Origin of the sequence: Corallococcus interemptor (assembly GCF_003668875.1) — a bacterium.
Taxonomy (GTDB): domain Bacteria; phylum Myxococcota; class Myxococcia; order Myxococcales; family Myxococcaceae; genus Corallococcus; species Corallococcus interemptor.
This window is the reverse complement of record NZ_RAWM01000011.1, coordinates 48,601-61,793: the sequence shown is the minus strand read 5'-3', so window position 1 is coordinate 61,793 and position 13,193 is coordinate 48,601. Positions and strand designations below refer to the sequence as shown.

General features: G+C 69.9%; 15 protein-coding genes. 3 read left to right on the top strand and 12 right to left on the bottom strand.

Features of this window, described 5'->3' with window-relative positions:
- Nucleotides 1-552 (bottom strand): TetR/AcrR family transcriptional regulator, encoded by a 552-nt coding sequence (locus tag D7X96_RS06490; protein ID WP_120546926.1) that lies wholly within the window; start codon nucleotides 550-552, stop codon nucleotides 1-3.
- A gap of 105 nt (nucleotides 553-657) precedes the next feature.
- Between D7X96_RS06490 and D7X96_RS06485 the strand changes: the two genes are divergently transcribed.
- Nucleotides 658-1,572 (top strand): NmrA family NAD(P)-binding protein, encoded by a 915-nt coding sequence (locus D7X96_RS06485; protein WP_121769258.1) that lies wholly within the window; start codon nucleotides 658-660, stop codon nucleotides 1,570-1,572.
- Between the two features lie 182 nt (nucleotides 1,573-1,754).
- On the opposite strand, the gene D7X96_RS06480 is transcribed toward D7X96_RS06485, so the two are convergent.
- From D7X96_RS06480 to D7X96_RS06470, 3 genes are all read right to left on the bottom strand, one after another.
- Entirely contained in the window at nucleotides 1,755-2,921 is a 1,167-nt protein-coding gene (locus D7X96_RS06480; protein ID WP_121769257.1) for a hypothetical protein, read from the bottom strand.
- A gap of 284 nt (nucleotides 2,922-3,205) precedes the next feature.
- Nucleotides 3,206-4,165 (bottom strand): hypothetical protein, encoded by a 960-nt coding sequence (locus tag D7X96_RS06475; RefSeq protein WP_244219471.1) that lies wholly within the window; start codon nucleotides 4,163-4,165, stop codon nucleotides 3,206-3,208.
- A 182-nt stretch (nucleotides 4,166-4,347) separates the two neighbouring features.
- A complete protein-coding gene (locus tag D7X96_RS06470; protein WP_208647275.1) occupies nucleotides 4,348-6,195 on the bottom strand; it encodes a M48 family metallopeptidase in 1,848 nt (615 codons plus the stop codon).
- 136 nt (nucleotides 6,196-6,331) lie between these two features.
- Here D7X96_RS06470 and D7X96_RS06465 point away from each other — a divergent pair, with 136 nt between their 5' ends.
- Nucleotides 6,332-7,732, top strand: a complete 1,401-nt coding sequence (locus tag D7X96_RS06465) for an SH3 domain-containing protein (protein WP_121769255.1) — start codon at nucleotides 6,332-6,334, stop codon at nucleotides 7,730-7,732.
- A gap of 10 nt (nucleotides 7,733-7,742) precedes the next feature.
- On the opposite strand, the gene D7X96_RS06460 is transcribed toward D7X96_RS06465, so the two are convergent.
- The 7 genes from D7X96_RS06460 to D7X96_RS06430 form a co-directional block, all read right to left on the bottom strand.
- Nucleotides 7,743-8,180 carry a hypothetical protein gene (locus D7X96_RS06460; RefSeq protein ID WP_120546931.1) on the bottom strand — a complete coding sequence of 146 codons (438 nt, stop codon included), beginning with the start codon at nucleotides 8,178-8,180 and terminating at the stop codon, nucleotides 7,743-7,745.
- A gap of 11 nt (nucleotides 8,181-8,191) precedes the next feature.
- Nucleotides 8,192-8,686: a hypothetical protein gene (locus D7X96_RS06455; protein ID WP_120546932.1), complete on the bottom strand. Its 495-nt coding sequence runs from the start codon at nucleotides 8,684-8,686 to the stop codon at nucleotides 8,192-8,194.
- A 51-nt stretch (nucleotides 8,687-8,737) separates the two neighbouring features.
- Entirely contained in the window at nucleotides 8,738-9,175 is a 438-nt protein-coding gene (locus D7X96_RS06450) for a DUF1801 domain-containing protein (RefSeq protein WP_120546933.1), read from the bottom strand.
- Nucleotides 9,172-9,588 carry a DoxX family protein gene (locus D7X96_RS06445; RefSeq protein WP_120546934.1) on the bottom strand — a complete coding sequence of 139 codons (417 nt, stop codon included), beginning with the start codon at nucleotides 9,586-9,588 and terminating at the stop codon, nucleotides 9,172-9,174. The genes D7X96_RS06450 and D7X96_RS06445 overlap by 4 nt, the downstream gene beginning before the upstream one ends.
- Before the next feature lie 13 nt (nucleotides 9,589-9,601).
- Nucleotides 9,602-10,168 (bottom strand): SRPBCC family protein, encoded by a 567-nt coding sequence (locus D7X96_RS06440; RefSeq protein ID WP_121769254.1) that lies wholly within the window; start codon nucleotides 10,166-10,168, stop codon nucleotides 9,602-9,604.
- The gene (locus tag D7X96_RS06435; protein ID WP_120546936.1) at nucleotides 10,165-10,515 is read right to left on the bottom strand and encodes an ArsR/SmtB family transcription factor; all 351 of its coding nucleotides are present in this window, start codon (nucleotides 10,513-10,515) and stop codon (nucleotides 10,165-10,167) included. Before D7X96_RS06435 ends, D7X96_RS06440 begins: the two co-directional genes overlap by 4 nt.
- Nucleotides 10,516-10,588: 73 nt before the next feature.
- Nucleotides 10,589-11,179: a glutathione S-transferase family protein gene (locus tag D7X96_RS06430; RefSeq protein WP_121769253.1), complete on the bottom strand. Its 591-nt coding sequence runs from the start codon at nucleotides 11,177-11,179 to the stop codon at nucleotides 10,589-10,591.
- A gap of 105 nt (nucleotides 11,180-11,284) precedes the next feature.
- Between D7X96_RS06430 and D7X96_RS06425 the strand changes: the two genes are divergently transcribed.
- Nucleotides 11,285-12,184: a LysR family transcriptional regulator gene (locus D7X96_RS06425; RefSeq protein WP_120546938.1), complete on the top strand. Its 900-nt coding sequence runs from the start codon at nucleotides 11,285-11,287 to the stop codon at nucleotides 12,182-12,184.
- Here the strand turns inward: D7X96_RS06425 and D7X96_RS06420 are convergent.
- Complete coding sequence (locus D7X96_RS06420) at nucleotides 12,139-13,128, bottom strand: GlxA family transcriptional regulator (protein WP_120546939.1); 990 nt, start codon at nucleotides 13,126-13,128, stop codon at nucleotides 12,139-12,141. The two genes, D7X96_RS06425 and D7X96_RS06420, sit on opposite strands and share 46 nt — an antisense overlap.
- Between the last annotated feature and the right edge of the window lie 65 nt (nucleotides 13,129-13,193).

The following is a 13,193-nucleotide window of genomic DNA, read 5'->3' as shown; positions in this document are numbered from 1 at the left end:
TCAGCGCCGGATGCCGGTGAGCGCGAGGCGCAGCACCCGGCGCGCGGTGGCGGGCTCGTTTTCGTTCGCGATGGCGATGGCGTTCGCCAGCATCAACAGGTCCTCCGCCGTGGCGCCAGCCTGAAGCGCCCCGGCGGAGGACGCCCGCGAGACCAGGACCTTCAACACGTCGAGCACCATGTCGGTGCAGCAGATGTCTTCAGCGGGGAGGCCCTCCGGACCGGCGAGCAGCGCGGCGGCGAGCCCCTGGTGGGTCGAGGTGTAGACCGTCACCTCCTCCAGCCAGGCCTCCAGTTCGTCGGCGGGCCTGGCTCCGGGTCGCGCGGCGCCCCGCGCACAGAGCTGCGCGACGCCATCGCGGAAGACCGCCTCCAGCAGCGCCTGCCGTGACGGGAAGTGCCGGTGCAGCGTCGCCGAGCCCACGCCCGCCCGCCGGGCAATCTCCTCGAGCGACGCCTGCGCGCCCTCCCTGGCGACCAGCTCCGAGGCCACCTCGACGATCCGCTCCCGGTTGCGCTGCCCATCCGCGCGCAACCGCTTCCCCTGCTCCACGGCGCACGCCTCCTCACGGGCCTCTTCTTTTTGACAAACGGGGGCCCCCTCCGTATTTAACACGGAAATAAACGGTGGGGTCCCCCACTTACGAAGGAGCCGCCGATGAGCCTCAACGATGTCGTTCTGGTCACCGCCGCCACGGGCCGCCAGGGTGGCGCCACCGCCCGCGCCTTGCTGGCCGAGGGCCGTACACGGGTGCGCGTCCTGGTGCGCGATCCGGAGGCGCCGAACGCCCGGGCCCTGAAGGCGGCTGGCGCGGAGGTGGCCGTCGGAGACCTGGACGCCCCCGCGTCGCTGCGCGCCGCCTGCGCCGGGACGCGGGCGGTCTTCTCCATGCAGTCACCCATCGTCTCCGCGACCGGCGTCGACTTCAGCAAGGAGCGTCAGCAGGGCAGGAACCTCGTCGAGGCCGCGCTCGCCGAGGGCGTCGAGACGTTCGTGCACACCGCGACGTCTGGCGTTGGCGCCCACCGCCAGGTCGAAGGCTGGGCGGAGGGGCGCTGGAAGTCCCACGAGGACTACTGGGAGAACAAGCTGGCCACGTGCGAGCTCGTCCGCACCGCCGGCTTCAAGCACTGGACCGTCATCCTGCCCTCCACCTTCATGGACCACGCGATGTTCGACCCCGCCGGCTTCGTGGACGGGCGCCGGCTGCTCACGGTGGTCAAGGCCGACAAGCCGCTCGGGGTGATTGCTCCGGAGGACATTGGCAAGGCGGCCGCGGCGGCCATCCACGACCCGGCGAAGTTCCATGGCGTGACGCTGGAGCTCGCGGGGGACGTGCTCACGCTTGCGCAGATCGTCGAGCTCCTCTCGCGCGTCCACGGCAAGGAGTACGTCCTCCAGTCCGCCACGATTGAAGAGGCCATCGCGGCCGGCCTGCATCCGAAGGTGGCGGAAGGCATGACGTACATGAACGTCGCCCCGCTGCTGGCCCGGCCTGAAATCGCGCGCTCCTACGGCCTCTCACCCATGAGCTTCGAAGCCTGGCTGCGTCAGCTTCGCGAGAGACCGTGACGCGCGTTCTGTACCGCACCGGATTATTGAGACACCAGGTTGGCCGTAATCAGGCCGCTTGCTTCTGTATCAGCTGCTGGGCTGCTGCACGGGAGATGGCCCGTTCTGCACCACAAGCGGAAGCAGGCGCTGGACGCACAAGCCGTCCAGCGCCCTTTCGCCAGGGACAGGAACCCCGCGCGCTACCCCTTGCCGAAGGCCTTGGCGAAGAGCTTCTCGACGCCGGACTTCTCCGGCTCGATGGCGATGGAGGGCGCGGGCACGCCCATGGCGCCGGCGAGGGCGGGACGCAGGCCCGACGCGATGCCCGGCTTGATGTGGTGACGCAGGTCCACCGCCACGTCGCTCTTCACGTGGGTGCCCACGCCCATCGCCGTGTTCACGTCCGCGGAGTGCTTGAGGAAGCCGTTCTCGATGCCGAACTTGCCGCCCGCCTGGGCCGAGGCGCCCGCCACCGCGCCCGCGGTGACCGAGCCGTGCACCCGGCCCACGTGCCCGCCCGCCGTGCCGTACACGCCCGCCGTGGCGCCCGCGCCCACCTGACCGGAGACCATCGCCGTGGCCGTCCTCGGGTCCACCGTGGCCACGCCCTCCGCGAAGGCGGAGGCGGAGACCTTCGCCTCACCCTTCACGTAGCCGCCCACGTGCCGGTTGAAGTCGTGGTTCGCGCTCGCCGTGACGCCCACGCCCGTCTCCGCCTTGGCCGTCAGCGCGGCCGTGTAGGCGTGCGAGTTCGTGTCGGCGGACACACCGGCCTGGGCCTGCGCCTTGAAGCTGTTGGCCTCGCCGGTGACCTGCGCGCTGGACACGCCGTAGCGGCCCGCGTGCGACTTCTGCCACTCGTAGGAGGCGTTGGGGCCCTGCACCCCGGCCTGGGCCGAGTAGTGGTGCACGCCACCGCCGCTGTGGCTGGTGGTGGAGGCCTGCGCCGACCCCATGTTCGCGCTCAGCCGGCCGCCGCCGAAGGTGTCCTTCTGGTAGGGCGTGGCCGGCTTGTCGATGAACATCGTCTGCTTCGCGTTCGCGGGCGCCGTGAGCTTGTTGTCACCGCCGCTCACCGACACGTCCGAGCCCTGGCCCGTGGTCGTCTCCCAGGGGCTGTAGGAGGGCTGGCCCTCGGGAGCCCCCGCGTGCTTCGGCGGCGTGCCCGTGGTCGCGGCGGGCGTCGTCGCCGTGGGCTTCGTGGCCGTGGCGGCCGGCGTCGTGGGCTTCGTGGCCACGGGCGCCCTCGTCGCCGTGGGCTTCGCGGCCGGGAGCGTCGACGCGCGCGCCGGCGGCTTGGGCTGGGACACCGTGGAGGTCGGGAGCGAATTGGAGCGCGACAGGGAGGAACCAATGCGACGGGCCATGGGAGCAACCTCGGGAGTACGTCGAAGGGGGAGCAGAACAGCGACGCCCTCCCCTACTGCACCCACCATGCCGTGCCCGCGTCGACCGGTGCCGTCCGTGATCTCAAGGGGTTGGAGGGAGGTGCCTCCCGAACGGGCCACGCTGCCTGATGACTGCCGTCACCAGTTCCCGAACCGCGGTCATCACCCCACCCGGTTCCCTGAGCACGCCGGGCAAACGCATGACGCCCCGCCCCTGCCCTTCGCGGGGCTGGGACGGGGCGGCGTTTCACGCTGCCTGGCACCTACAGCATGCTCGCGATGTCCTTCACCGGCTGCGGCGCGGCCTCGGTGTTCGCCAGGGCGCCCGTGTAGGCCCCGAAGAGCATGCCGGCCGGGTTGGCGCGGCCCTTGGTGATGGAGCCGATGACGCCCTCCGCCGCGCCCTTGAGGGTGTTGAGGTAGCCGGTCGCGGCGCCCTCCAGGACGCCCTTGAAGCCGCCCTCGGAGTTGCCCACGCCCGTCAGCACGTTGCTCAGGCCGGGCACGAACCACAGGGCCTTGCCCGCCTCGCCCATGGCCCACTGGAAGTTGTCCTTGTTGCTGCCGTCCGCCTTGACGTGGGTGTCCTTCGTCGTGGGCAGCTGGTGCTTGTCCAGGAACTTGTAGCCCTGCTCGGCGAAGTCCTTGAGCATGCCCGCCTCGGTGCCGTGCCGCGCGTCTCCGTCCTTGGTGATGCCCTCGATGTTGCCGTCGCCCACGCCGCCCTGGACCTTGTTCGAGCGATCCCCGCCGGTGGAGGCCTTCGCGCTGTCGATGAACTCCAGCACCTTCGCCATGCGGTAGACGCCGTCGGCGTTCTGCTTCGGGTCCTTCAGGTCGAGCTTGGGGTCGACGCCGGTCTGCTTGCACAGCTGTTCGAACTTGATGTCCTTCTGGCGGCCCAGGTTCTTGAGCACGGGCGTGTCGTCCACGATCTGCGCCGCGGACCGGTTGTCACCGGCGGGCCGCTTGTCATTGGCGCTCGGCACGCCGGAGGCCGCGGACTGCTGGGGCGCCGGAGCCGCCGAGGGGGGGAGCGGACACCGGTTGATGACGGCGGCGGGCTCGAACGAATCCACCATGCCGAAGCCCTGCGCGGCGGCCAGACCGCGGCGTTCCTGGACGGGACCCGCGGAGAGCGGCTCCTTCGGGTTGACGACGGAGGACGCCGGAGCAGCGTTCGGGCGCAGCATGGGGGAAGAGAAGGCCGTGGGCTTGATCATGGTCATCACCTGGGTCGTGACAGCGTTGCGCTGCCCTACTGCAGCGCGGATGCCAGACCGGCGGCCCGCGCAACCCATCGATTTCCCAGGGACGAAATGCTTGAGACAGGGGCCCGGGTGATGACCCGGGTCATCAGGCGGATGGCGCCAGTCACCATGGCGCCCTCGGGCGAGTCCTTCGCTCAGGCCGCCTGCGAGCTCAAGCGGTGGTCCTTCGCGATCCGGTGGCGTCCCAGGTAGCGCTGGAAGGCCCCCAGCACCGCGTCCGCGTCCTGCACCTTGCTCAAGCAGATGGAGTGCTTGCCCAGGAAGCGCCCCTCGCCGGTGACCTCCAGGTCCAGGTACTTCTTGAACAGGCGCTCGGAGGTGGAGGCGTTGGCGATCCGCTCGAACTCGATGGGGTGCTCCCACTCCGAGCAGCTCACCTGCGCGTAGTCCATCCGGACCTCGTAGCCGGCCTCCTTGCCCTCGAAGACGAGCGCCGGGAAGAACTTCTCCACGTGCTCCCGCTCCGCGTCCGTGGACGGTTCGTAGCGGCAGGCGAGCGCCAGGTCATGGGCCTCGGAGAAGCGCGCCTCGTAGGCGCCCCACAGCCGTGCCTCGATGGCCTCCGCGTCCTCGACGGCCTCCACCCACGAGGACTGCACGGGCTCCAGGAGCACCTGCGCCATGTCCGCGGGCTTGAGCTGGACGCCCACGTTCTGCATGCGCACGCCCAGCGGCGGGTGTGAATCGAACGGGTGCGGCGTCACGGCCACCTGCAGGTCGTCGTGCACCACCTCGGACTGGGCGTACTCGGAGAAGCCGAGCGCGACCCGCTGCGAGATGGCCACCGACTGGTGCTGTTCATTCTGCGCGAAGAGCTTCGCCTCCACCCGGTCCCGGAAGCTCGAGTACGCGCCCACCTTCACCAGCGAGCGGGCGATGTCCTGCCCCGACGTGACGCCCGCCGCCAGCCGGTCCGCCGCGAGCTCGCTGGCGCGGCGGCCGCGGCCCAAGGACAGCTCGAAGAGCCCGCGGTAGGCGGCCATGAAATAGAAGACAGGGCGCGTCACGCCGCCCTCGTACAGGGTCTGAAGATAGTGGCCGAAGTGGGAGAGCATGGGCGCCAGCCGCTTGCTGTGGCCGGTGTCGCCGCCCAGGAGGTGTCCCATCTCGTGCGCCAGGACGGCCTCCGCCTCGGAGCGCTCCAGGAGGCGCAGCAGGGACAGGCTCACGAAGAGCGTGCGGCCGGAGAGGACGCGCCCGTCCACGCGCACGTCGCTTTCGGTGACGAAGAAGTTGGTGTCGATGCCCGCGAGGATGTGGTCCGGCGGCGTCGTCTGGAGCCGCTCGCACAGCCGGCGCACGCAGGCCCACAGCTCCGGGGCGCGCGCCTCCGGCACCTCCTCCGCCTCCACGTCGAAGTCCCTGGGCGGGCGGCTGAAGATGGCCACCACCACCAGGAAGATGGCGATCGCCGCCAGGATGCCCACCATGCCGATGAGCTTCGGGTAGTAGCGGTTGGTCCAGATGGCGGTCAGCCAGTAGGACAGCCACACCATCAGCACGCCCTGCCCCACCACCTGGAGGGCGCTGTTGATGCGCAGCACGAGCCAGCCCACCACGAAGCTGCCGTACTGGATGGGACGCGAGATGAACGCGGCCAGGCCGCACAGGAGCGCGATGACCGTGGAGGCCAGCCCGAGCGCCAGCAGCGCCCAGGAGGCCAGGTACGCCCAGCCGAACTGCTTCGCGTCCGAGCACGCCTCACCCAGGCCGTTGCGGTAGCTGGCCAGCTCCTCGCCCTGGCTCTGACAGGCCACGGACGCGGGGACCGCGCGGTAGAAGTCCATCGCCTCCTGGCGGTCCTCCGCGGTCATCTCCGGATCGCGTGCAATCTGCTTCTCGATGACTTCGAGCACCTCCGCGTCGAAGTGGCCGGAGGCGTAACCGGAGAACCAGAGCCCGAACACGGGGAGGGCGAAGAGCAACAGAGCGGGCAGCACGTAGCTCTGGACAATGCCAAGGGACTTGCGAGTGGAGGCCATGGGAATGGCGGGCACCATAGCAAAGCCGCGCACGGCGAACGCGAGGCGCCCCCTGAGCGGAAGCCGTGAAATAGCTCGCGGCAGGTGTTCGTTTCCCCGGGAAGCCAGCAACCTGCTTGAAGCGGGAGCAGACCGAATGATTCGACCGAAAGTGGGAGTCCGCGCGCTGCTCACGCTGGCCCTGATGGGGACCGCCTGCGCGGCGCCGTCCGTGCGCCCCGTGTCTGACTCCGGAGTGCCCGCGTTCAGCGAGGACATGCTGTCCTCCGAATTCTGGATCCGCCGTGCGCCGTCGCCGGACGCGGTGCTGCTCGATGCCGGGCAGGTGGCGGCGAAGCGCCTGCGCGCGTTCGGTCCGGAGGGCGGCCTGGTGGACCTGAAGGGCATCCCGGCCACGCTGACGCGGGCCCAGGTCGCGGGCTGGGTGCGGGACGCGCAGCAGACGCCCATCCAGGCGGTCATCGACGAACAGGGCCAGCCGGTGACGGAGGCGATGATGGATGCGCTTCGCCAGAACGCCGCGGCCGGGCACATCCCTGAAACCACCGCCGCGCGTCATGGCCTCAGCGTGCGGCGCACGCACCTGCGGTCGCTGCCGTCCAGTCAGCGGTTCTTCGCTTCGGAAGACCTGCGCGACTACGAAAGCCTCCAGGCCGGCGTCCTGTTCCCGGGCGAACCGGTGGTCATCGCGCACCAGAGCGCGGATCAGCAGTGGCTGTTCGTGATGACGACCCAGGGGCCCGCGTGGGTCCAGCGCGGTGACATCGCGGAAGGCACGGCGGGCGAGGTGTTCGCCTACGTGGAGAAGACACCCGGGCGCGTCGTCACCGGCGACCAGGTGCGTACGGTCTTCACACCGGAGGCCCCGGAGGTCTCCGAGCTGGCGCTGGACATGGGGACGCCGCTGCCACGTGCCGGCGTGGCTCCGGGTGAGCCCGTCAACGGCGCCAGCAGCCATGCCTCGTGGCCGGTGCTGCTGCCGGTGCGAAAGCAGGACGGCTCATTGGCCTTCCGGAGCGCTCTGGTGCGGCGGACCGCCGACACCGCTCCGGGCTATCTGCCAATGACGCGCGCCAACATCCTCCGGCAGGCGTTCAAGTTCCTTGGCGAGCGTTATGGCTGGGGACACCAGTTCAATGCGCGCGACTGCAGCGGATTGACGGGCGAGGTGTACCGCAGCCTGGGGCTCTTCCTGCCGCCCAACTCCGGCCTGCAGGGGAAGAGCGCGGCGCTGAACCACCGCCTCTTCACGGCCCGGGACTCCCACGAGGAACGGGTGCGAGCCCTGGCTCGGGCGCAGGTGGGAGACCTGGTCGTCGTCCCTGGACACGTCCTGATGATCATCGGCCACGTGAACGGAGAGCCGTACGTCATCCAGGATGTCCCCTACGCCGTGTTCAAGGACCCGGCCACGCAGCAGCTCCGCAAGACGAAGCTGAACCAGGTCTCCGTCACGCCGCTGCTGCCGCTGTATGCCGATGACACGACCCTGTACGTGGACGCGATGACCAGCCTGGTGCACGTCACGCGGCCGTAGGCCCCCATCGCTACACAGGGCGAAGGGACGCCCGGTCGATATCCACGGAGTCCCCATCACCGCCTGGCGAGGCCTCACTGGCCCGGAAGCGCTTGCCTTCGGGCGTGATGAGGAACCAGGCGGTGGCGACAGCGGGATCGTCCGCGGGAGGCGAGACCAGCACCTCCTCGCCGAGCAGAGGCGCGACCCGGGTGGCCACCTCCACCGAAGTGAGCCCGGGAGCGCCCTGGATGCGCGAGGCATCGATGTAGAGCGTCACATCCGTGCGGAACCCGGCGGACCGGAGCGCGGTCTCCACGAGCACCGCCACCTCCGCGGGGCCATCCACGTCGAAGCGCTTCACCTCTTCAGGAGGAAGGCCAAGCGCGCGGCCGATGCTCTCGAAGAGGCGCCCTTCACCCACGGCCCCCCGCGCGATGAATCCGACAACCTGTCTTTCCGGCGGCATGTCTCTTCCTCTCAACCCGCTTTGTAGGCCTTGAGCGCGTCTTTCCTGTCGCTCTGCGACGTCCCCATCTTGTCCAGGATCTCCCTGGCGCGCGGAGTGTCGTCGAACTTGTTGTAGACGCCCAAGGCCTTGAAGGCCGAGCGGTTCAACTCATGGAACCCGGAGCCCCGGATGGGAAACAACGTACCATTGTCGTGGGCCCCATAGGTCCGGCCGTTGAGTGTCCAGGTCACGGTCCCTGACTCATTGCCCTTCCTGGCCTTGCCGTCGTTGATCTCCTTCACGTCCCGGCTGACGTCGACGCGCGATTCGACGACCGTGTTCTTGTCCTTGGCGACGGAGGACTGGTCGACCTTCCGGATGTAGTGCCGATCCGCGGGCTTGGACGTGGGCTTGTCAGGCTTTTCCGCCCAGGCGGGCGGCGCGAAGAACAGGACGCCGAGCGCCATCAGCACGGCGGCCAGGGTCAACGGGCTGAAAGGCTTCAGGACAGCGGGACGAAGCATCGGATGCGCTCCTGCGAAGGATGATGCGGCCGTCCGGCAAGCCTCTCACAGCTACTTCGGCGATGGCTTGCCCTTCGCTCGCGAGGCCTTCGGCTTGCTCTTGCTCTCCAGGTTGAGCACCACCGCGGCCTGGATGAGCTTCTTGAAGGCCGCTTCGTTGAGCTTGTCGCCTTCGTGGAGGTCGATGGCGCGCCGCGCGTTCCCCTCCAGGCTGGAGTTGAAGAGCCCGGCGGGGTCCGGCAGCGCGGCGCCCTTCAGGAACGTCAGCTTGACGTGGCTCTTGTAGGACTCACCCGTGCAGAGGATGCCGTCGTGGGACCAGACGGGCGTCCCCATCCACTTCCACTCCTCGACGACCTGGGGGTCCGCCGCGTGGATGAGCGCGCGCACCTTCGCGAGCGCCTTGCCCCGCCAGTCACCCAGGTCTTCAATCCGCTGGTCGATCAACGCGGACGCGTCCTGGGCCGGGGCCGCCTTCTTCGCGGTCATCTCCCGGCCCCCTGCAGGCCGCGCCAGGCGCCATACGAGAGCACCCAGAGCACGCTGGTGAAGGCCGCGAAGCCCCACGCCTCCGGGCCGTCTCCCACCGCGAAGTGCGCGATGAGCGCCGAGACGAGGTTGATGGCGAAGCCGGCGTAGGCCCACTCCTTGAGCCGCGCCGGCACCGGTGCGAGCAGCACCAGGATCCCAAGCACCTTGGCCCACGCCAGCTCCACCCGGAAGTAGCCGGGGAAGCCCAGGCGGGTAAACCCGTCCGCCGCGTCCTTCAGGCTCAGCTGCGCGAAGGCGGTGAAGCCCATCTCCAGGCAGAAGAGCACGGTGGCGATCCAGAAGACGACGGACACGGCTTTGGGGGACGTCCTCGCGGCGGCGAGCGCCGGCTTCGGCAGGGTCGATTCCATGGCGTTGCTCCTTTCACTGCTTCGAGGGACTGCCCTTCCAGGAGGGCGTCTGGATGCCGAACTGCTCCGCGTACTCGGAGTTCAGCCGCTGCCAGTCGTACTGCATCGCATCCGGCCCCACGATGCGCCCCAGCGGGTCGTCCGCGAGCAGGTGCTCCAGCACGTCGAAGCAGATGTGCCAGCCCGACGCGCCCCACGCGATGAAGCCGCGGTCGATGTTGTGCCAGAGCGTGAGGCGGGTGCCGTTGGTGGCCGTGGGCTCCAGCTCCCAGCGCAGGTCCTGCTGCCCCCAGCTGTACTCGAGCAGCTTCGGCTCATCCGCCCGCTTCACCGTCGTCTCCGAGACCATGGGCGCCGGCGCGCCCACCGTGGAGAGCTTCACCGGCCCCGGGGAGGCCAGGCTGCGGTCGGCGTCGAACGGCGCCCACTGGGCCAGGTGCGCGGGGTCGGTCAGCGCCTTCCACACCTTCGCCGGCGGATGACGCAGGTCCCGGACGAGGACGAGCGTCCACTTCTCCCCTTCCTTCTGGACCCGGGCTCCGGCCGCGGGGCCGGGCATGTACTTCGCGCGGTGGCTCATCGCTTCTTTCCCTTCTTGGATGCGGGTTCGGGTTCGGATTCGGAATCCATCTGGTCCAGATGGCGCTCGAGCGCGTCCACGTGGGCCGTCCAGAAGCGCCGGAATGGCGCGAGCCATTCATCGACCTCCATGAGCGGCTCCGGCCGGATGCGGTACACGCGCCGCTGGGCATCAATGCGTGACTCCACGAAGCCTGCGTCACGCAGCACGCGCAGGTGCTTGGACACCGACGTCTGCGGCATCCGCAGCTGATGCTCGATTTCCCCGACGGAGTGCTCCGACGCCGCCAGCAGGCTCAGGATGGCCCGGCGGTTCGGCTCCGCGATGATCGCGAACGAGGATTCCATGCCCCGTATATGCCCACGGCTTCATATGCCCGTCAAGTCATATACGAGACCCGAAGAAGGGAAGCCCGCCTGCTCACCCCGCCACGGCCCTGCGCACCGCCGGACGCTGGCTGTGACGCCGGACGTACTCCAGCAGCCGGGGGTGCCGGTCGAGCAGCATCAGCGTGTGCGCCAGGTGGAGGATGGAGGCCATCACCACGTCGGCGGCGGTGAACGCTCCACCCACGAGGAACTCACGGTCACCGAGCCCCGTGTCGATGAAGTCCAGCACGGCCGTGAGCCGGGCCCGGGCCTGCGCGGCCGTCCCGTCCGAGGCCTCACGCTCCGGCGGCGACCGCGCGTCCCGGTAGAACTCCATCACCACGGGATCCAACCGCAGCTCCGCGAAGGCCATCCATCCGTAATAGGGGCCGCGCTCCGGAGACCCCACCGGCGGCGCCAGCTGCTTCTCCGGGAACCGGTCCGCCAGGTGCAGGCAGATGGACAACGAATCCAGCAGCGTGACGTCCCCGTCCACCAGGGCGGGGAGCTCTCCCAGCGGATGCACCGCCAGGTATTCGGGGGTGATGTCCTGCTGCCGGGCCAGTTCGTACGGCACGCCCAGCTCCTCCAGCAGCCAGCGGGGGCGGACCGCGCGGGTCCTGGGGGCGAAGTAGAGCTTCATGGGTGGCACTCCTGGAGTTCGTGTGAGGCCCCAACCCTGCGCCCGCGAGGGCACCCGGACAATGCGGCCCCGGGCGAACTCATTGTCAGGTTAGGCTTGACGGCCATGATTCCACCGGCCGACATGGTCCTCTTCGCGACGGTCGTCCGCGAGGAGAGCTTCACCCGGGCAGCCCTCAAGCTCGGCATCACCAAGCAGACCGTCAGCGAGCGCATCCGCCATCTGGAGGAGCGGCTGGGCGTGCGGCTCCTGGAGCGGACCACGCGGCGGCTGCGGGTGACGGGGGCCGGGGTGACGTACTCCGAGCGCTGCGCCGCCATCGCCGCGCTCATCGAGGAAGCGAACAGCGAGGTGCAGCAGGGCAAGGCGGCGCCGTCCGGCCTGCTGCGGGTCTCCTCGCCGGTGCTCTACGGCCGGCGCTTCCTGACGCCGGTCATCGCCAGGTACCTCGACCTCTACCCCCAGGCACAGGTGGAGCTGGTGCTGGCGGACCGCCGGCCACACCTCATCGAAGAGGGGCTGGACGTCGCCATCCACATCGGCCCGTTGACGGACTCGTCGCTCGTGGCGCGGAAGCTCGGGGAGAGCTCGGTGCATTTCGTCGCGAGCCCCCGCTACCTGGCGAAGCACGGCATGCCCGACGCCCGGGACCTGCGCTCCGCGCGCTGCATCGGGTTCAGTGCGTTCGAGACGTGGATGGCGGAGGGCGTGAAGACGCGCATCGATCCGGTCCTGACCGTGAATGACCTGGAGCTCGCGTGCGAGGCGGCCATCGCCGGAGTGGGCATCGCGATGGTCCCGGACATCCTCTGCGGCGACGCCCTCCGGGACGGCCGGCTCAAGGTCCTCTTCGGCCCCAAGCCGGCGATGCTGCGGCCCATCCACGCCGTCTATCCCAGCCGGTCGAACCTTCCGCCCAAGGTCCGGCTCTTCGTGGAGGCCCTGTCCACGCTGACGCCTCAGCGCTTTCGAGCAGCCCGGCCCCGCGGCGTCTCCCCCGCGTAGCGCCGGTACACGCGGCGGAACGCGGCCGCGTCGGCGTAGCCCACCCGGGCGGAGATGGCCTCGACGGACTCGTGCGTCGTCTCCAGGAGGTGGGAGGCGTGGGCCACGCGGACCCGCTGGACGAACTCGAGCGGCGTCATTCCCAGGCCGGCCTGGACCCGCCTCGCGAGCGTCCGCGTGGAGGTGGCGGCGGCACGGGCAAGCTCCTCCAGCGACAGCTGCCGGCCGAGGTTCGCGGCGACGAACCGCTCCACCGCGCTCAGCGCCGGATCCGCGACGCGCAGGTGCTCCATCACCATGTACCGGGACTGCGAGACGCGCTCGTCGAGCACGAGGTAGCGGGCCACCAGGTGCGCGAGCGACGGGCTCGCGACGCGCGCCAGGAGGGCCAGCATCAGGTCCGCGTGCGCGAAGGCCGAGCCCGCGGTGAAGACCCCTCCGCTTTCGACGACCATCCGGTCCGAGCGGACGGTGACCTGGGGAAAGCGGCGCGCGAACACGGGCACGAGCCACCAGGTCGTCGTCGCGCTCCCCCCCTCCAGGAGCCCTGACGCGGCGACGACGAAGGTCGCCGAACACGAGGCCGCGACCACCGCGCCCTTCGCCGACGCTCGCGCAAGCAACTCAAGGACGCGCGCGGTGTCGTCGCGCGAGAGCAGGCGTTCGATGGCTCGCTCGCTGACCGCGGAGAGCCCGGGCACCAGCAGCACGTCCCCCGCCTTCACGCCTCGAAGGCTGAGCGCGCCGTCCACGGACACCGGGCGGCCCGTCCCCGAGCGGACGGACTCTCCGTCGAGCGACACCACGCGCTGGCGCAGCGGCTCCGCTCGCCGGGGCACCGGGGCAAGGCCCGCCTCCGCGAGCCGTGCCGCCGCGGCGACCGCGTCGAGGCCGACACCCAGCGGGCCTTCGGCCACGCCATCCAGGACGACGTGCGTAATCACCCTGGCAAGAGTAGACCGAAGGTTGTCGATTCCGCCACTGGCCGGGACGGGCGTTCTTTTCGCAT

Bases quoted from the DNA above. Each gene is read 5' to 3' on its own strand.
- D7X96_RS06485 (WP_121769258.1), top strand. From the start codon at position 658: ATGAGCCTCAACGATGTCGTTCTGGTCACCGCCGCCACGGGCCGCCAG.
- D7X96_RS06480 (WP_121769257.1), bottom strand. From the start codon at position 2,921: ATGGCCCGTCGCATTGGTTCCTCCCTGTCGCGCTCCAATTCGCTCCCG.
- D7X96_RS06475 (WP_244219471.1), bottom strand. From the start codon at position 4,165: ATGATCAAGCCCACGGCCTTCTCTTCCCCCATGCTGCGCCCGAACGCT.
- D7X96_RS06470 (WP_208647275.1), bottom strand. From the start codon at position 6,195: ATGGCCTCCACTCGCAAGTCCCTTGGCATTGTCCAGAGCTACGTGCTG.
- D7X96_RS06465 (WP_121769255.1), top strand. From the start codon at position 6,332: ATGATTCGACCGAAAGTGGGAGTCCGCGCGCTGCTCACGCTGGCCCTG.
- D7X96_RS06460 (WP_120546931.1), bottom strand. From the start codon at position 8,180: ATGCCGCCGGAAAGACAGGTTGTCGGATTCATCGCGCGGGGGGCCGTG.
- D7X96_RS06455 (WP_120546932.1), bottom strand. From the start codon at position 8,686: ATGCTTCGTCCCGCTGTCCTGAAGCCTTTCAGCCCGTTGACCCTGGCC.
- D7X96_RS06450 (WP_120546933.1), bottom strand. From the start codon at position 9,175: ATGACCGCGAAGAAGGCGGCCCCGGCCCAGGACGCGTCCGCGTTGATC.
- D7X96_RS06445 (WP_120546934.1), bottom strand. From the start codon at position 9,588: ATGGAATCGACCCTGCCGAAGCCGGCGCTCGCCGCCGCGAGGACGTCC.
- D7X96_RS06440 (WP_121769254.1), bottom strand. From the start codon at position 10,168: ATGAGCCACCGCGCGAAGTACATGCCCGGCCCCGCGGCCGGAGCCCGG.
- D7X96_RS06435 (WP_120546936.1), bottom strand. From the start codon at position 10,515: ATGGAATCCTCGTTCGCGATCATCGCGGAGCCGAACCGCCGGGCCATC.
- D7X96_RS06430 (WP_121769253.1), bottom strand. From the start codon at position 11,179: ATGAAGCTCTACTTCGCCCCCAGGACCCGCGCGGTCCGCCCCCGCTGG.
- D7X96_RS06425 (WP_120546938.1), top strand. From the start codon at position 11,285: ATGATTCCACCGGCCGACATGGTCCTCTTCGCGACGGTCGTCCGCGAG.